This is a genomic window from Kurthia huakuii LAM0618 (genome assembly GCF_000505545.1).
Lineage (GTDB): Bacteria > Bacillota > Bacilli > Bacillales_A > Planococcaceae > Kurthia > Kurthia huakuii.
This window is the reverse complement of record NZ_AYTB01000008.1, coordinates 334,529-350,002: the sequence shown is the minus strand read 5'-3', so window position 1 is coordinate 350,002 and position 15,474 is coordinate 334,529. Positions and strand designations below refer to the sequence as shown.

Sequence of the window (15,474 nt, the reverse complement as noted above, 5' to 3'; positions counted from 1 at the left end):
GGCGTCATAACGCTAGACAACAGGACGGATAACAGCATAAAGGAGTTAACTGCATGGATGAGAAGAAACCACAGAAAAAACGACGAATAGGGCGCTTAGTTGTTTATACGCTTGTGTTTGTACTGACGTTTGCCGCTTTTACAGTTGGTGGCTATGCGTATTATTTATATGAAAAGGGCGAAAAAACAGCTGCGAAATCATACGATGCAAGCCGCGATGTGAAGTCGTCACTACGCGAAGAAAAGGTCGAACCGCTAGAGGATAATTTATCGATTTTAATTGTCGGTATCGATGATAGTACCGAGCGTGCGCAAGGGTCGAATCATGCCCGTTCAGATGCATTGATGCTTGCAACGTTAAACAATAAACATAAAACAATTGATTTAATTAGTATCCCGCGCGATTCGTACACGTTTATTCCAAGCGTCAATTATGCAACGAAAATCAATCATGCACATGCTTTTGGTGGCATTGATAGTACAATTGAAACGGTGCAGAACTTATTGAATGTGCCGGTTGATTATTATGTCGAAGTCAATTTTAATGCGTTTATCGATGTCGTGAATGCGCTTGATGGCATTACCGTTGATGTGCCGTATGATTTACATGAGCTTGACGAACATGATAAACGCACCGTCAATTTAAAGGCAGGTGTGCAAGAAGTCGATGGCCGCGAAGCGTTAGCGCTTGCGCGTACGCGTCACCAAGATAGCGATATCGAGCGAGGCAAACGTCAACAAATGATTTTAGAGGCGATTGCTACGAAGGCGATGTCGACCTCATCGGTAACGAAATATAGCAGTTTAATGACGGCGCTTGGCGATAATATGACGACGAATATGTCCTTTGACACGATGAAGTCATTGTTTGCTTATATGCAAGCAGGTCAACCGGAAATCAACAGTTTATCATTAGAAGGGTACGATGATATGTCGACCGGCATTTATTATTATAAATTGCGCCAAGACAGCGTATTAGCGGTGCGCCAAAAGCTACAACAGCAGTTGGAATTGCCTGAAGATACCGAAATTAATGCTGACAATAGTTATTTACTTGACCACGTCAGCAACGATAAAACACCATAACTGCCGAGAGGATTTACAGTCGCTGTAAGTCCTCTTTTTTTAATCGAGAAGTGGCAATCAAAAGCCGTCTTTGATATGCTTTATAGTGGAGGTGTACTATGTCGTACATAAAAGAATTTTTCATTTACATACTCGTACTGGCGATTTTATTACGCGATAGTTTTAGCGAGTGGGCCATTTGGGAAAGCTTGCCGATAAAGCCGTTTTATATCGTCGTCATCGTGTTATTGCTCGTGCTCTTTTACCCAACGAAAAAAGTATCGCTTATGCAAAATTTTTGGATGCAACTACGCGTTATTGTATTAATTTTAGTCGCTATCGTTGTGATGCCACTTGCCGGTGGTCATTCAGAGATTGGCCTTGATGTACGTCAACCGATTTTCTTTATGATTGTCGTGTTAAGTTTCGTCCAATTATCAATGCAACATAAGCGTGCGAAACAACAAGTAGCACGTGAAAAAGAAATTGAAGAACAATTAAAAAAGCAGCAAGCAAAATAGGCAGAGTCAGATGACTTTGCCTATTTTAAAAGGAGGATTCGATGCATTCTATAACGATTATTGATTTTGCATGGCATGGTACAACGCTATTTATTGAATTTACAGCGTTTGATGCCGAACGACAGGAGTCTTTTCAAGGGATGGTACGCGTTGTTGACGACACACCATATGGCGATATCATTCATGAAAAACGCAGCCCGCTATCGGTAGCATGCCGGACGTATGTCGCGACAACATTACGTGAAAAAATCGCACGTCAAGAGTTTGATTAAGAGGAGGAATCCCAGTGCTGTCAATTACCGTTGTATTAGTAGCATTATTTGTGCTCGTTTATTGGCTTGAACCACGACGTTTTTTAAATGTTTATATATTTGGTGCCGTCTTTGGTTGGTGTTCACTCCTTTTACTTGTGTGGGTATTGCCGGATATTATGAGTGAGTCACCAATCATTTTTCAATTTTATTATGTGTTGTTATTCGCTATTTTACCGTTTATTTTATTATCGATTAGTTTAGTGACATTTTTTAACGGCAAAGTGTTATTAGAAAAAGAAGGCCGTCGCCCGCGCAATTTATTGTTTAGCGCCATTGGAGTCATTATTTTAGTAATGGTCATTTGGTTTTTATACAATTCGATTATTCAAGATTTATCTAATGCCGATGAAATTTTATTTTTATATGTCGCAGGGCTTGTCAGTTATGGCTTGTATTTATTTACGAGTACGACGTTGTATGCCATCTTGTATCATTACCGCCCGATACGGTATACGCCGGATTTTATTATTGTGTTAGGCTCAGGATTAATTGGCAAAAAAGTACCGCCACTTCTTGCGAGTCGTATTAATCAAGCAGTTGCAGAATGGCGAAAATACCCGGCGGCGACCATTATTATGTCTGGTGGGCAAGGAGCGGATGAATTAACATCTGAAGCTGAAGCGATGCGCGATTATGCGCTTGAGCATCATGCGGATTTAACACCGGAAATGATTTTGAGCGAAAATCAGTCAACGACGACGTATGAAAATTTTTTATATTCAAAACGTTTAATGGACAAATTGAAGTCGCGCTATCGTATTATTTTTGTGACGAATAATTTCCACGTCTTCCGCGCTAGCTTGTATGCAAAAAAAATGAAGTTAAACGGCCAAGGTGTCGGTTCAAAAACGGCGACGTATTATTTAGCCAATGCCTTTACGCGCGAATTTATCGGTTTGCTTGTGATGACGAAAAAAGTGCATATCGCTTTTTTAATCATGTGGACTTTCATAATGGCTATATTATTCCGCGCCTATGTTTAATATGAACCGACAATCGTTGCTAGGTGCGATTGTCGTTTTTTGATGTCGATATTTGATAGAATAGAAGACGAGAAAAGAGGGATTTACATGGAGAACGTTCAATTAGTAGCGCTTGATATGGATGGTACAACGTTATTACCAGACTTAACAATTGCACAAGAAACAAAAGAGGCCATTGCTGCGTGTCTCGATCAAGGAGTAGCTGTAGCGATTTGTACCGGGCGCACAGTAGATGAATTAAAATGGGAGCTCAGCGAATTGCCGGCTTTGTCCTATGTGATTACAGGTAATGGTGCGGCAGTGTGGTCTGTGCACGACGGGATAAAAATGTATGATGATACGGTCAGTTATGACGATGCCATGCACGTCATGGAAATTTTACGTCCATATGATATGCGCATTGAAGTGTATTATGACGGGAAAGTGTTCGTCGACCAACATGTGTTAGATGATATTGTGGCGTACGGTGCGACTGAGTTTCCAGAGTTTATTTTAGAAACGCGTACGGCTGTAGCTGATATTTATGCATTTATGGAACATTTACAGCAACCTGTTGATAAATTTAATTTATTTTTCAAATCTGCACATGAACGTCAGCAAGCGTGGGATGCGTGTATTAAAGCAGGTTTTAATGTGACGAGTTCATTTTTACAAAACATGGAAGTGAATTCGAAAACGGCGAATAAAGGCCATGCATTAAAATATTTAGCGAAAGCATTACACATAACGGATCGTGCGGTGATGGCAGTAGGCGACCAATTAAATGATGTGTCGATGTTGACGTATGCAGGTGTGCCGGTTGCGATGGGCAATGCCGTATCAGAAGTGAAAGAGCTTGCGGTGTATATTACGAAATCGAATGCCGAGCATGGTGTGGCACATGCGATTGAGCGTTACGTTTTAGGCGGTGCTCGATGAATATTATTTCGTTAAGTGGTGCGAGTGGTACCGGGAAAAGTACGGCCGCGCTATCGTATGCTTATACGCATCATATTGATGCATTGATTGATGATGGTTTACTCATTATCGATGGCAAAAAACGTGCTGGGACATCGGCTAAATTTGAAAAGAGTGCATTAAAGGCAGTGCGCCGGGCGATTTTTTCAGATGATGCGCATCGCGATGAAGTGCGTGAGGCAATCGATGCGGCACAACTTGATTCATTGATGATTATTGGGACATCGGACAATATGACAACTAAAATTGCCGAGCGTCTTGGCTTGCCGATTACACAGCGCATTTATATAGAAGATATTAATTCGGAGGCGGAAATTAAGCTCGCGCGTTTTATGCGTAAAAACGAAGGTCAGCATACGATGCCGCTACCGATGCAACAAATTGAACAAAACTTTTTTAAACGCTTAATGCGCCGCGGCGTTGAAATCTTTTCACCAAAACGTGAAAAAATTGGCGAAACGACGATTGTCCATCCAGACTTCCATGATGACTTTACACAAATTTCAACGAAAGATATGATGGAAACGTTTAAAGTGGCGATTGAAGAATCGGGGCGCGTTACGGTGAAAAAGATGAACTTTAAGCTAGTACCACTACCAACGTTAGAGTTGCAGCTCGTCTTAAGGATGAAAGCTCAATTAGGGCACACAGCTAGCCCAAATGCGATTGAACAAGCGCAGCAATGTGTTATTGAAACGTTTAGTACGGTATATGATTTACAGTTTGACATCATTACCGTAAAAGTAGTTGCGGTAGAATTTGAGGAGTGAAGATAATGATTAGACAAGCAACTAGCGCAGATTTACCACGTATTATGGAAATCGAACGCGCGGGCTTTTCGGCAGCAGAAGCGGCAACGGAAGCGGCGATGGCCGAGCGCATTGACAAAATTTGCGACACTTTTTTTGTCGTAGAACAACAACGTGAAGTGCGCGCATTTGTCGTTGGCAATGTCATGGACAAGCGTTACATAACCGACGACCAATTTGAAACATTAGAGGCGAACCCCGCAACGGGCGGTCACCAAAGCATTTTAAGTATTGCTGTAGACCCACGTTATCGCAGCCGCGGCTATGGTGGTGAGCTACTGCGTCATATTGAACAAGTAGCGCGTGCGGCGTCGCGTGAAACGGTATCGCTGACGTGTTTAGAACGTCTGATTGCGTATTATGAAAAAAATGGTTATGCCAATGAAGGGCTGTCAACATCTACTCATGGCGGCGAACAGTGGTTTAATTTAGTGAAAAACGTATAAGCGGTGGTCGTTTGTTTCATAAAAACAAAACAGTTGTGTTTTTCGACATTATCGGGTATATTTGTACTAACATCAAATATCTTAAATTATAACTAATTTTATTCGAGATATTAAGGTGGCAATTTAATCGAAAGAGGTGCCAATATGATTCAAATTTTACCACGCATTAATGAATTAGCAAAAAAACAAAAAGAAGGTACATTAACAGCTGCAGAAGTAGCAGAGCAAATCGTCCTTCGTAAACAATATTTAGAGCAGTTCCGTGCACAAGCACATGGCATCATTACAAATGTAAAAGTAATTGACCCAAATGGTGATGATGTAACACCACAAAAAGTAATCGATGCAAAAAAAGCACGTTTAGACAATCAAACTAATGACTAACTAAATATAAAGAGGCTGGGACATACGTGTAACAACACTCTCTCAGATGAGCATAAGAAAAACCGGAATCGCGCTGTGGCGCGGTTCCGGTTTTTTGTGGCGAACGCTAAAAAAGGAACATGACCTGTTTTGTAAAAGCCTCTTTTACGTTAAAAGTAAGTATTTATTTATTAACGATGCGTTTAAATTGCGCTGGGCGTTTTTCAGCAAATGCGTTGACGCCTTCTGCAAAATCGTCGCCAACAAACGGCGTTGAGCCATTCCATAAATTTGGTACAGAATCGATGCACTCTTGTACCGATGTTTTGACTGCGAGTAGTGATGCAGGTGACATCGACGCCACTAATTTTCCCATGCGAATCGCATAGCGGTCTAGTTGATCGCTCGTCGTCACATAGTTTAGCATACCAACGCGGTAAGCATCGTCTGATTTTAACATGCGCCCAGTATATACTAAATCTTTTGTCATGCTTGGGCCAACAAGACTTACTAAGCGCTGTGCAAATTGATTGTTTAACGTAATGCCTAACTTTCCAACGGGAATACCGAGTTTCGCTTTGTCCGAACCGATGCGTAAATCGCAAGCTAGTGCCAGTTCTAAACCAGCGCCCATTGCAGGCCCATTAATAACAGCAATCGTTGGAATTGGCAAGCGTTCAATTGTTGAAATCGTGCGCTCCATATCGATAAATGCCGCTTCTGCTTTTTCAAGTGAAATCGCGTTAAATTCTTTAATATCTGAACCGGCTGTAAAGCTTTCGCCATAGCCACGAATAATAAGTACTTTATTTTTTGGATTTTTTAATGTTTGTAGGGCGATCGTGCGCAGTTGTTGCCACATATTCGCCGTTAAGGCATTTTTCGCTTGTGGACGACGGATTGTAATAATCGCTAAGCCCGCTGTTTCTTGATAAATAATTTTTGCTTCTTCTTTTTCTAAACGAGTCGTTGATACTTTCATTGTGAGATCCCCCTCGACGTAGTATGACTCTATTGTATAACAGTTTTCGCTGTTATAGTATGCAATGCGTTAAATTAACTGATAAATGGCATATTTGCGAAAATTAATGAGCTGTTAAAGCAGTACATAGTAGTCGGAATGAGAAATTATCGCTAAAATAAGAAGGAATGACCTGTCGTAGTGGAGTTGAAAAAGATGATTGGAATAATAGGCGCATTGCTCGTAGTTAGCGCGGTCGTATTTTTTATGATGCAGCCACCGCCAAGCACCGCTGTAACAGAAGAACTGCAGCAATTAGAAGCGCGGCTTTGGACGAGTTATGTCGATTTTTCAATTGCGAAGCAAAATGAGTTGTATGCATTACATTTAGATGAAGCGACTAGAATGACTGTCGTCGAAACGCACGAATTACCGGAAGCGCTTGTTGAGGCGATTCATACGTTTCATGCTACGCTTAACGATGAAATGGCGTCTATCGAGCAATATCGTGATACGCTCACGCAGCCGGAACATCGTGAAATCGTTGCGTTGTTCATCGTGTATTTAGAGGCACGGAATACATTTTTAAATAAAGAATGGGGATATACGCGCGCGTTGTTAAAGCAACAACAACATGCGTCTGTAGCAACGCGGCTCTATCGTCATGCACGCAATCAGCAAAGTGCGGCCTATGAAGTATTTGCGCTAGCAATCGATAAGCGCACGAAAAAGCGAAACATAACAAACCGATTTCAACAATCGTAAGGGAAGTGATGGCGCTGTTTTTAGAACGAGTTAAAAAGAAAACACGCGAGCAACAAGTCGCTGAAAAGTTATGGAATACGTATACACATGCGGTGGCGCTTATTTTAACGCTACCGATGGCGTATTTTTTATTGCGCCAAGCGACGACGCCCGTTGAATGGCTTAGCTATAGCATTTTTATTGGTGCGATGATGCTGTCATTTGCGACATCGACGATTTTTCATGCATCGTATTCAAAATGGCGTCCATTGTACCGCAAGCTCGATCACTCGGCGATTTATATGTTGATTATCGGCACGTATGCACCAATGATGCTCATTGCAGTCGGGGGTACCTATGGCATCGTCATGTTTACAATCGTCTGTATATTAGGCTTGAGCGGAATTATGTTAAAGCTTTTTTATTATGACAGCATACAACGCATTTCGATTCAGTTGTATGTCGCACTCGGTTGGCTCATCGTACTAGCCATTGTGCCAATCTATCACCATATTGGTTGGCTTGGCATGATATGGCTTGCGGTCAGTGCACTCTGTTTTATGAGTGGCGTGTATTTTTTTAAGGAAACGAAGTTATTATTTAGTCATACGGTATGGCATGTGCTCGTCTTGCTTGGTAGTTTTGCGATGTATGTGTGCATTTATTTATATGTATGAAAAAAGAGGCTGGGACATACGTGTAACAACCCCCTCTCAGATGAGCATAAGAAAAACCGGAATCGCGCTGTGGCGTGGTTCCGGTTTTTTGTGGCGAACGCTAAAAAAGGAACAGGAACTGTTTTGTAAAAGCCTCTTTTTTAATCGTGAAATTGTTGTTCGAGTTGATTTAAGCGCGCGCGAATTTCGTCAATATTGTGTCGAACGGTCGCATCGGCTTCGTTTTTAAATCCTGATTCGTATAATTTATCTGATTTTGACAACGCAATGGCCGCGATAACACCTGTTGCGATAATGCCACCAACCGCTAAAATCAGTTGTTTTGTTTCTTTTTGCATCGGAAAATCCCCCCTCTTTCTATCATAAGCGCATCGTTATGAAAACGCAAAAAGTCTTTCTGAAAATAGGAAAATCAGCCGTAAGCAACAACAAAAAATACTGAGTCAACATATTAGAACGGTTTTATCGCAAAATGGCATAAATAAATTTACAGAAAATATGGACAACATGAAAAGATTGTGAAGAACTTCACGAATCGTTGATATGACAGGGTTTTGCCTATGCTCGAAGGTATCATACTCATTACAAAAACGCATAAGTAATTTAAGGTTTATACTGTGTACATTATTGAAGAAAGGTGTTAGAGTGTATGTAGTTTAAAGTTGTGTACAAAATTTGTGCAACTTATTTATAAAAAAACTTATTTCTAACTATAAACAATTGACATATTAAACGGATTGATATAAAGGAGACGTTTTACATGAAATTACTAGCACCTCAACCATTTACATTAGAAGGTGGCAAACGCGCCGTATTATTATTGCATGGCTTCACTGGGAGCACGAAAGATGTGAAAAAGCTTGGCCAGTTTTTAAATAAACGCGGCTATACATGCCATGCACCAATGTATCGTGGTCACGGTGTCGATCCAGAGGAAATTTTGAACTATGGCGCTAAGTATTGGTGGGAAGATGTAACGCGTGGTTATATGCATCTGAAAAACTTAGGATACGATGAAATTGCTGTAGCAGGAATTTCTCTTGGTGGCGTATTTACATTAAAAGTCGGAGCGGAATTCCCTGTCATGGGCGTTGTTGCAATGTGTGCTCCAATTAAGCGTCGTTCAAAAGAAGGTCTTTTTGAACGTCTTTACAAATATGCGGAAGTTTACAAACGCCTAGAAGGTAAACCAGAAGCACAAGTACAAATGGAATTAGATGATTTAGAAATGATGGATCGTCATGCGTTGACAGAAGTGCAAAAAATGATCGAGCATACGAGCGATGAAATTGAAGATATTCAAACGCCAACACTTGTATTACAAGGGAAATTAGATGACGATTTATATCAACAAAGTGCACCGTTCATCTACGATACAGTCGAAACAGATGACAAAGAGTTAATTTGGTATCAAAACTCCGGTCATATTATTACATTAGGTAAAGAACGCGAAAAAGTATTCCAAGATACTGCGGAATTCCTTGATACATTAGAATGGTCTGTACCTGTTATGCAAAAACAAGTTGCAGCACTATAAGAGAGTCGCCGTTATTGGCGATTCTTTTTTTGTGGCCTGTTTTTTCGTAGTCTTAATGATAAAATAAGATTGTTCATCTGGCTAGTGGGAGAGCCTGCTAGGGTAAGGTGAGCCCGGAGTATTCCGGCTAGAGCAGAGTTTGGAGGAGTTTTTATGCAACAAAAAGGTCAATGGTCAACAAAGCTTGGCTTCATTTTGGCATCGGCAGGGGCAGCAATTGGTCTCGGTGCTATTTGGAAATTGCCATATGTCACCGGTCAAAATGGTGGCGGTGCCTTTTTCTTATTGTTTGTGTTGTTCACGCTATTGATTGGACTACCAATGTTGATCTCAGAATTTATAATTGGACGTGGTACGCAAAAAGAAGCGGTTTCTGCGTACAAAAAATTAGCGCCAACATCATTATGGGTATGGATTGGCAGACTCGGCGTAGTCGGCTGTTTCCTACTGCTATCGTTTTATAGCGTTGTTGGTGGTTGGATTTTAATTTATACGGCAAAAGCATTAACGGGTAATGCTATCGTACCAGGTGTTTCAGCAGATGCGATGTTTGGTCAAACGGTATCAAGCCCGAGTGTGACGATGCTTGGCGTCGCTATTTTTACGTTGCTTAATGTCATCGTTATCGCATTGGGCGTGCAACAAGGTATTGAAAAAGCAAGCAAGTATATGATGCCGCTGCTATTTGTATTCTTTATTATTTTAGTCGTGCGCTCATTAACATTAGATGGGGCGATGGAAGGTGTAAAATTCTTTTTACAACCAGATTTCACGCAAATTACCGCTGAAGGGGTGCTGTACGCGCTTGGCCAATCGTTCTTTGCGCTCGCAGTCGGTTTCTCGTGTATGGTGACATATAGTTCTTACTTGAAAAAAGAAGAGAGCTTACCATATTCAGCCGGCTCGGTCGTATTAATGAATATTTTCGTGTCGTTATTAGCAGGACTCGCAATTTTCCCAGCCGTATTCGCGTCAGGTTTAGAACCAACCGAAGGACCAGGACTCTTATTTGTCGTCTTGCCGACCGTTTTTGGTCACTTGCCATTTGGTGAAGTGTTCTTCGCATTATTCTTATTGCTATTCTTATTTGCGACATTAACGTCATCATTTAGTTTATATGAAATTATCGTGGCCGCAGTTGAAGCAAAACTGCCGAATGCGCGCCGTAAAATTACGGTCGTATTAGGTGTGATTGTTTTTGTCGCAGCCATTCCAGCAGCGTTATCATCTTCTACATTAAGCGATGTGACGATTTTTGGTAAAACGCTGTTTGATGCGACCGATTATTTAGTGAGTAATATTTTATTACCACTCGGCAATCTGTTAATTGCGCTCTTTATCGTCCATAAAGTAGATAAAAACTTAGTTGAGCAAGAATTTTTCAGCGGTAGCCATATTCCACGAGGCTATTATAAATTATGGCGCTTTTTAATGACATTTATTGTGCCGGTCATTATTGTTATCGTCCTGATTTATACCGCACAACAATAACTGTAAAAGATAGTGCCATGCGTGGTGCTATCTTTTTTTTGTTGCTATAATATGTGTAAGAACAAACATTCGAGGAGGGGTAATGATGAAAATTTTACATACGGCCGATTGGCATTTAGGGAAGCTCGTACAATCGGTGTATATGACCGATGACCAACGCTATATTTTAGAACAATTAATCGCACAGATTGACGAGGAAAAGCCAGACGTTATGATTATTGCTGGAGATTTATATGATCGTTCTGTACCACCGACTGAAGCGATTCAATTGTTAGATGACGTGCTGCAAAAACTCGTTATAGAGCGTCAAATTCCGGTGTTAGCAATCGCTGGAAACCATGACAGTGCGAGTCGCATTGATTTTGCGACATCATTAATGAGCGATAGTGGTTTTTATATGTCCGGTCGATGGACGCCAGAGCAGGAGCCAGTCGTATTAAAAGATGCGTTTGGGGACGTTCATTTTTGGCTTGTGCCGTTTATGGACCCATCGGAAGTACGCTACTTGTTTGGCGATGAGACGATTCGCACACATCAACAAGCAATGGCAGCGATCATCGCATCGATTACAGCACGTATGGCTCACGATGCACGAAACGTCTTTATTGGGCATGCGTTTGTGACAAAGGGTGGTGTAGAGGCAGAAAAAGATAGCGAAGGGGAACGCCCATTAGCAATCGGTGGGTCAGAATGCATTGACTCGGCATTGTTTGAAGCGTTTGATTATGCGGCTTTTGGGCATTTGCACCGCGCGCATTTTGTTGGCAGCGACACGATTCGCTATGCGGGGTCGCCACTTAAATACTCGATTTCAGAAGAAACGCATAACAAAGGGTATTTAATCGCCGAATTGACGGCGAATGATACGACGGTTACGAAAAAAGAGCTTGTACCGCTGCGTGATATGCGCCGCGTGAAAGCGTATATGGCCGATATTTTAGTGATGGAGCCAAGCGATGATTATGTTTTTGTGACATTATTAGATGAACAACCGATTTTATCGCCAATGGAAAAAATTCGCACCGTTTATAAAAATGCGATGCACGTCGAACGTCAAACGATTATTCATACTGCGGACCGTCAACAAACACCATCGCGCCGCCAAATGGATGATGTGGCGTTATTTAAAGCATTTTATGGCGAGATGCTGCCGGGGGAAGTACCAGAAGAAACGCTCGCATTATTTGAGGAACTACTTGCCGAGCAATTGCGTAATGAACGACAAGGAGGGACAAAGTAATGCAACCATTAGAACTAAAAATGACGGCATTTGGTCCGTACAAAGACTGTGAAACAATCGATTTTCGTGCGCTTGGTGACCGGAAACTATTCGTTATTTCGGGTACGACCGGTGCGGGGAAAACGACGATTTTTGATGGCATTTTTTATGCGCTTTATGGTGCGGCGAGTGGCGAGGATCGTAGTGATATTAAGGGGCTACGCAGTCATTTCGCAGATGATGCGCTGCCGACTTCGGTCGAATTACTGTTTGCGATGAAAGGTCGTACGTACCGCGTTTATCGTCAATTGCCCTATAAAAAAGCAACGAATAAATCAGAAACACCGGGCAAAGTCGAATTGTATGAAGTGACCGATGAAGGCGACAAACCTTTAGTTGACCAACAAAAAGCGACTGACGTCAGCGAAAAAATCAAAGCATTATTAGGCTTAACAAAAGAGCAATTTAAACAAATTGTGATGTTGCCACAAGGGGAATTTCAAAAACTACTGACTTCAACGACAGCCAATAAAGAAGAAATTTTGCGTAAAATTTTTAAGACGATGAAATACGATGATATCGTGACGCGTTTAAAAGATAAACGCAACGAGGCACAGCAAGCCTTGCAGCGAGCTGAAGATTTACAACAGCATACAATACGCACGATTCATCAATCATTACCGATTCGCGATGACAGTGCGCTAGCAGAAGTACTCGCGGCAGAATACATCGGAGCACAGCGCTTAGTCGATGCGCTCGAACAGGAAGAACGCGCTTATACGGCACAACTACCGGCGCAGCAACAAGCCTATGAACAGGCGACTGCACAACATAGCGCACTTCAACAGGAGCGCGCAACGGCAAATCGTTACAATGCCGAGTTAGCAGAATACGAGCAGCTTGTGGTCGAACTCGAACGCTTAAAACAGCAACAGCCGGATATCGACAAGCTTTCTCAGCGCTATGATTACGCTGAAAAAGCACAGCGTTTAGCGCCATATGATGAGCAATTTCATACGTTAAATCAACATAAAAAAGCACTCGAACAGCGCGTGCCGGCACTTGAGAAACAACTGCACACCGCGCGTATGCAGCACGAACAGCATACGGCGCAATATGAGCAAAAAATGACAGCGAAAGCGCAAGTACCTGCGCTCGAACAGGCACTCCGCACATGGCAGCCGCTTGTTGCGATGTATGAACGCGTAGATGAATCAAAGCGCCAACAGCAACAATTCACACAGCTTGCCGAGCAACAACGTCAGCAACTGACCGAGATAACGGCGGCGCAGCAAGTAGCGGTGGGCACATTCCAAACACAAAAAAATCGCTATGATGACACGTTACAAGCGATTCGTGAGCTGCCGACATGGCAACAGCGCGTATTTGAAGAAGAAAAGAAAGTGACTGCCTACCGCCGCGTCGCACAACTAACAACGCAAGTGCAGACGCTCGCACAAACGATGCAACAAGCGCAACAACAGCAATATGAAGCACAGCAACAATACGAGGCAACGCGTCAAATGTGGCTTCAAAATCAAGCGTACTTATTAGCGCAGGAACTCGTCGATGGCGAGGCTTGCCCGGTCTGTGGTTCGACGCATCATACGCATCCGGTAACGTTACGTGATGATGTGGATGAACAACTGCTCGAATCACAGCGTGCGCATTATGAACAACAACAACGTGCTTATTACAGTACAGAGCGTGAGTGGCAACTTGCCAAGCAACAATTAGTCGAAGCACAAGCTAGTTGTGAAGTATTAGCGATAGATAGTACGGTCGTGTATACAGATGAACGCTATGAACAAAGTAAAGTGCAACTCGAAAAACGGCTGCAGGCGCAACAACAAGCGGCACAACAACAAATAACATTGCAACAATTAGAGCAACAATGTGTGCAATTTGAACAGCAACATCAAGCATTAAAAGAACAATTAATGGCGAGTGAGCAACAACTTCGCACAAATACCGTCCTATTAGAGGAGCAACAACAACAACTGCCACCGCAATATGCGACGAAAGCCGAGTTAGTGGCGTATTTAAGCGATGTTGAGCATCAGAAAACGCAGTTAGAGCAACAGTTTGAAACAGCGCGTCAACAACTTGAACAAGCGACGCAAACGTTGAAACTAACAGAAAATAATCGCGCGCATTTAATGGTGCAAATTGATGAAGCCGTAAAAAATCTCGCTGAGGCTCAGCAAAAATTCAAAGAGCGTGTGTTGGCGGATTTTGAAAATGGCCAACATTATAGCGAGATGAAGCAATATATTCCGCAACTGCCGCAACTGCGTCAACAACTCGAGGCGTTTGCGCAACAATTGTATGCGACAACACAAGCGTGTGATAAACGTGCGCATTTGGCAAACAAGCAACCCGTTGATGTGCAAGCAATTGATGATAAATTACACGACGCGCGTTTACGTTATGAACAATTGTTAGCGGCGTGGCAACAAGCACAGCAATACGCTAAACATGCGGCGACGCTTATCGAACAACTCCGCGCACAGGTGGATGAGATTGACGCGCTTGAACGACGCGCGACGCACATTATGGCACTTTATGATTTATTGCGAGGCAACAATGAGCAACGGATGTCATTTGAGCGTTATTTGCAAATCGAATATTTAGAGCAAATTATTGAGGCGGCGAATGAACGTCTACAGCCGCTGTCAAATGGGCAATTTTTATTACAACGTAGTGAACGCCTTGAATCACATGGGAAACAAAGTGGTCTTGGCCTTGATATTTACGATGCTTATACAGGTCAAACGCGCGACGTAAAAACGATGTCCGGCGGTGAAAAGTTTAATGCGGCATTATGTTTAGCACTTGGCATTAGCGATATTATTCAAAGTTATCGTGGTCAAGTGGAAATTGATACGATGTTTATTGATGAAGGGTTTGGCACATTGGATGAAGAGGCGCTTGCAAAGGCGATTGATACGCTCATTGAATTGCAAAAATCCGGGCGCATGATTGGCGTCATTTCGCATGTTGCCGGGTTAAAAGAAGCGATTCCTGCCGTGCTTGAAGTGAAAAAAATGCGCGAAGGTTATAGTCATACGACATTCCATATTGAGTAGGTGCTTGCTTGACTTGTAAAATTGAAATGCGTATGATAAATAGCAACGCAATAAATAAAAAGCGGCGCAGCTTGTCGTTTTGAGGAGCAATAGGTACTATGAAAAAATTCGTGGCAGCACTAGCAACTGTGATGCTGTTTGTTGTATTGGCAAGTAATCCTGCATTCGCAGCGTCCAACACGGCGATTGAACAAACAAACTATGACAAAATTTATTTTGGACTGATGATTTTTTTCTTGATTTTGGCATTGTTTACATTCCGCATGAAATCATTAAAAAAGAAAAAATAATATACAAAA

At 42.2% G+C, this 15,474-nt stretch carries 17 protein-coding genes; 15 read left to right on the top strand and 2 right to left on the bottom strand.

Annotation, left to right across the window (positions count from 1 at the left end):
- Positions 1-53 precede the first annotated feature (53 nt).
- The 8 genes from V514_RS0106130 (at position 54) to V514_RS0106095 (ending at position 5,478) form a co-directional block, all read left to right on the top strand.
- Positions 54-1,085 (top strand): LCP family protein, encoded by a 1,032-nt coding sequence (locus V514_RS0106130; protein ID WP_029499001.1) that lies wholly within the window; start codon positions 54-56, stop codon positions 1,083-1,085.
- A 98-nt stretch (positions 1,086-1,183) separates the two neighbouring features.
- On the top strand, positions 1,184-1,585 hold the full coding sequence (locus V514_RS0106125; protein ID WP_029499000.1) for a hypothetical protein: 402 nt from the start codon (positions 1,184-1,186) through the stop codon (positions 1,583-1,585).
- A gap of 41 nt (positions 1,586-1,626) precedes the next feature.
- Complete coding sequence (locus tag V514_RS0106120; protein ID WP_029498999.1) at positions 1,627-1,857, top strand: hypothetical protein; 231 nt, start codon at positions 1,627-1,629, stop codon at positions 1,855-1,857.
- Between the two features lie 14 nt (positions 1,858-1,871).
- Complete coding sequence (locus tag V514_RS0106115; protein WP_051392435.1) at positions 1,872-2,882, top strand: YdcF family protein; 1,011 nt, start codon at positions 1,872-1,874, stop codon at positions 2,880-2,882.
- 87 nt (positions 2,883-2,969) lie between these two features.
- Complete coding sequence (locus tag V514_RS0106110) at positions 2,970-3,800, top strand: Cof-type HAD-IIB family hydrolase (RefSeq protein ID WP_029498997.1); 831 nt, start codon at positions 2,970-2,972, stop codon at positions 3,798-3,800.
- On the top strand, positions 3,797-4,609 hold the full coding sequence (locus V514_RS0106105) for a hypothetical protein (RefSeq protein ID WP_029498996.1): 813 nt from the start codon (positions 3,797-3,799) through the stop codon (positions 4,607-4,609). The genes V514_RS0106110 and V514_RS0106105 overlap by 4 nt, the downstream gene beginning before the upstream one ends.
- A 5-nt stretch (positions 4,610-4,614) precedes the next feature.
- Positions 4,615-5,094: a GNAT family N-acetyltransferase gene (locus V514_RS0106100; protein ID WP_035944333.1), complete on the top strand. Its 480-nt coding sequence runs from the start codon at positions 4,615-4,617 to the stop codon at positions 5,092-5,094.
- A 144-nt stretch (positions 5,095-5,238) separates the two neighbouring features.
- Positions 5,239-5,478 carry a DUF896 domain-containing protein gene (locus V514_RS0106095; protein WP_029498993.1) on the top strand — a complete coding sequence of 80 codons (240 nt, stop codon included), beginning with the start codon at positions 5,239-5,241 and terminating at the stop codon, positions 5,476-5,478.
- Positions 5,479-5,641: 163 nt separating this feature from the next.
- On the opposite strand, the gene V514_RS0106090 is transcribed toward V514_RS0106095, so the two are convergent.
- Positions 5,642-6,439, bottom strand: coding sequence for an enoyl-CoA hydratase/isomerase family protein (locus tag V514_RS0106090; RefSeq protein ID WP_029498992.1), 798 nt, complete (start codon positions 6,437-6,439; stop codon positions 5,642-5,644).
- Positions 6,440-6,634: 195 nt separating this feature from the next.
- Between V514_RS0106090 and V514_RS0106085 the strand changes: the two genes are divergently transcribed.
- Both V514_RS0106085 and trhA read left to right on the top strand, forming a co-directional pair.
- Positions 6,635-7,183: a hypothetical protein gene (locus tag V514_RS0106085; protein ID WP_029498991.1), complete on the top strand. Its 549-nt coding sequence runs from the start codon at positions 6,635-6,637 to the stop codon at positions 7,181-7,183.
- 8 nt (positions 7,184-7,191) lie between these two features.
- Positions 7,192-7,839, top strand: coding sequence for a PAQR family membrane homeostasis protein TrhA (gene trhA, locus V514_RS0106080; RefSeq protein ID WP_029498990.1), 648 nt, complete (start codon positions 7,192-7,194; stop codon positions 7,837-7,839).
- 140 nt (positions 7,840-7,979) lie between these two features.
- Here the strand turns inward: trhA and V514_RS0106075 are convergent, their stop codons facing one another.
- Entirely contained in the window at positions 7,980-8,177 is a 198-nt protein-coding gene (locus V514_RS0106075; protein WP_029498989.1) for a hypothetical protein, read from the bottom strand.
- A gap of 422 nt (positions 8,178-8,599) precedes the next feature.
- Between V514_RS0106075 and V514_RS0106070 the strand changes: the two genes are divergently transcribed.
- From V514_RS0106070 to V514_RS0106050, 5 genes are all read left to right on the top strand, one after another.
- Entirely contained in the window at positions 8,600-9,376 is a 777-nt protein-coding gene (locus V514_RS0106070) for an alpha/beta hydrolase (protein WP_029498988.1), read from the top strand.
- A 153-nt stretch (positions 9,377-9,529) separates the two neighbouring features.
- Complete coding sequence (locus V514_RS0106065; protein ID WP_029498987.1) at positions 9,530-10,867, top strand: sodium-dependent transporter; 1,338 nt, start codon at positions 9,530-9,532, stop codon at positions 10,865-10,867.
- 85 nt (positions 10,868-10,952) lie between these two features.
- Entirely contained in the window at positions 10,953-12,107 is a 1,155-nt protein-coding gene (locus tag V514_RS0106060) for an exonuclease SbcCD subunit D (RefSeq protein WP_029498986.1), read from the top strand.
- Positions 12,107-15,175 (top strand): AAA family ATPase, encoded by a 3,069-nt coding sequence (locus tag V514_RS0106055; protein WP_029498985.1) that lies wholly within the window; start codon positions 12,107-12,109, stop codon positions 15,173-15,175. Before V514_RS0106060 ends, V514_RS0106055 begins: the two co-directional genes overlap by 1 nt.
- Positions 15,176-15,273: 98 nt before the next feature.
- The gene (locus V514_RS0106050) at positions 15,274-15,465 is read left to right on the top strand and encodes a hypothetical protein (RefSeq protein WP_029498984.1); all 192 of its coding nucleotides are present in this window, start codon (positions 15,274-15,276) and stop codon (positions 15,463-15,465) included.
- Positions 15,466-15,474 lie beyond the last annotated feature (9 nt).

Excerpts from the sequence above, each read along its gene's own strand:
- V514_RS0106050 (WP_029498984.1), top strand. The coding sequence starts at position 15,274 with ATGAAAAAATTCGTGGCAGCACTAGCAACTGTGATGCTGTTTGTTGTA.
- V514_RS0106070 (WP_029498988.1), top strand. The coding sequence starts at position 8,600 with ATGAAATTACTAGCACCTCAACCATTTACATTAGAAGGTGGCAAACGC.
- V514_RS0106100 (WP_035944333.1), top strand. The coding sequence starts at position 4,615 with ATGATTAGACAAGCAACTAGCGCAGATTTACCACGTATTATGGAAATC.
- V514_RS0106075 (WP_029498989.1), bottom strand. The coding sequence starts at position 8,177 with ATGCAAAAAGAAACAAAACAACTGATTTTAGCGGTTGGTGGCATTATC.
- V514_RS0106095 (WP_029498993.1), top strand. The coding sequence starts at position 5,239 with ATGATTCAAATTTTACCACGCATTAATGAATTAGCAAAAAAACAAAAA.
- V514_RS0106125 (WP_029499000.1), top strand. The coding sequence starts at position 1,184 with ATGTCGTACATAAAAGAATTTTTCATTTACATACTCGTACTGGCGATT.
- trhA (WP_029498990.1), top strand. The coding sequence starts at position 7,192 with ATGGCGCTGTTTTTAGAACGAGTTAAAAAGAAAACACGCGAGCAACAA.
- V514_RS0106105 (WP_029498996.1), top strand. The coding sequence starts at position 3,797 with ATGAATATTATTTCGTTAAGTGGTGCGAGTGGTACCGGGAAAAGTACG.
- V514_RS0106090 (WP_029498992.1), bottom strand. The coding sequence starts at position 6,439 with ATGAAAGTATCAACGACTCGTTTAGAAAAAGAAGAAGCAAAAATTATT.
- V514_RS0106055 (WP_029498985.1), top strand. The coding sequence starts at position 12,107 with ATGCAACCATTAGAACTAAAAATGACGGCATTTGGTCCGTACAAAGAC.
- V514_RS0106130 (WP_029499001.1), top strand. The coding sequence starts at position 54 with ATGGATGAGAAGAAACCACAGAAAAAACGACGAATAGGGCGCTTAGTT.
- V514_RS0106120 (WP_029498999.1), top strand. The coding sequence starts at position 1,627 with ATGCATTCTATAACGATTATTGATTTTGCATGGCATGGTACAACGCTA.
- V514_RS0106060 (WP_029498986.1), top strand. The coding sequence starts at position 10,953 with ATGAAAATTTTACATACGGCCGATTGGCATTTAGGGAAGCTCGTACAA.
- V514_RS0106065 (WP_029498987.1), top strand. The coding sequence starts at position 9,530 with ATGCAACAAAAAGGTCAATGGTCAACAAAGCTTGGCTTCATTTTGGCA.
- V514_RS0106085 (WP_029498991.1), top strand. The coding sequence starts at position 6,635 with ATGATTGGAATAATAGGCGCATTGCTCGTAGTTAGCGCGGTCGTATTT.
- V514_RS0106110 (WP_029498997.1), top strand. The coding sequence starts at position 2,970 with ATGGAGAACGTTCAATTAGTAGCGCTTGATATGGATGGTACAACGTTA.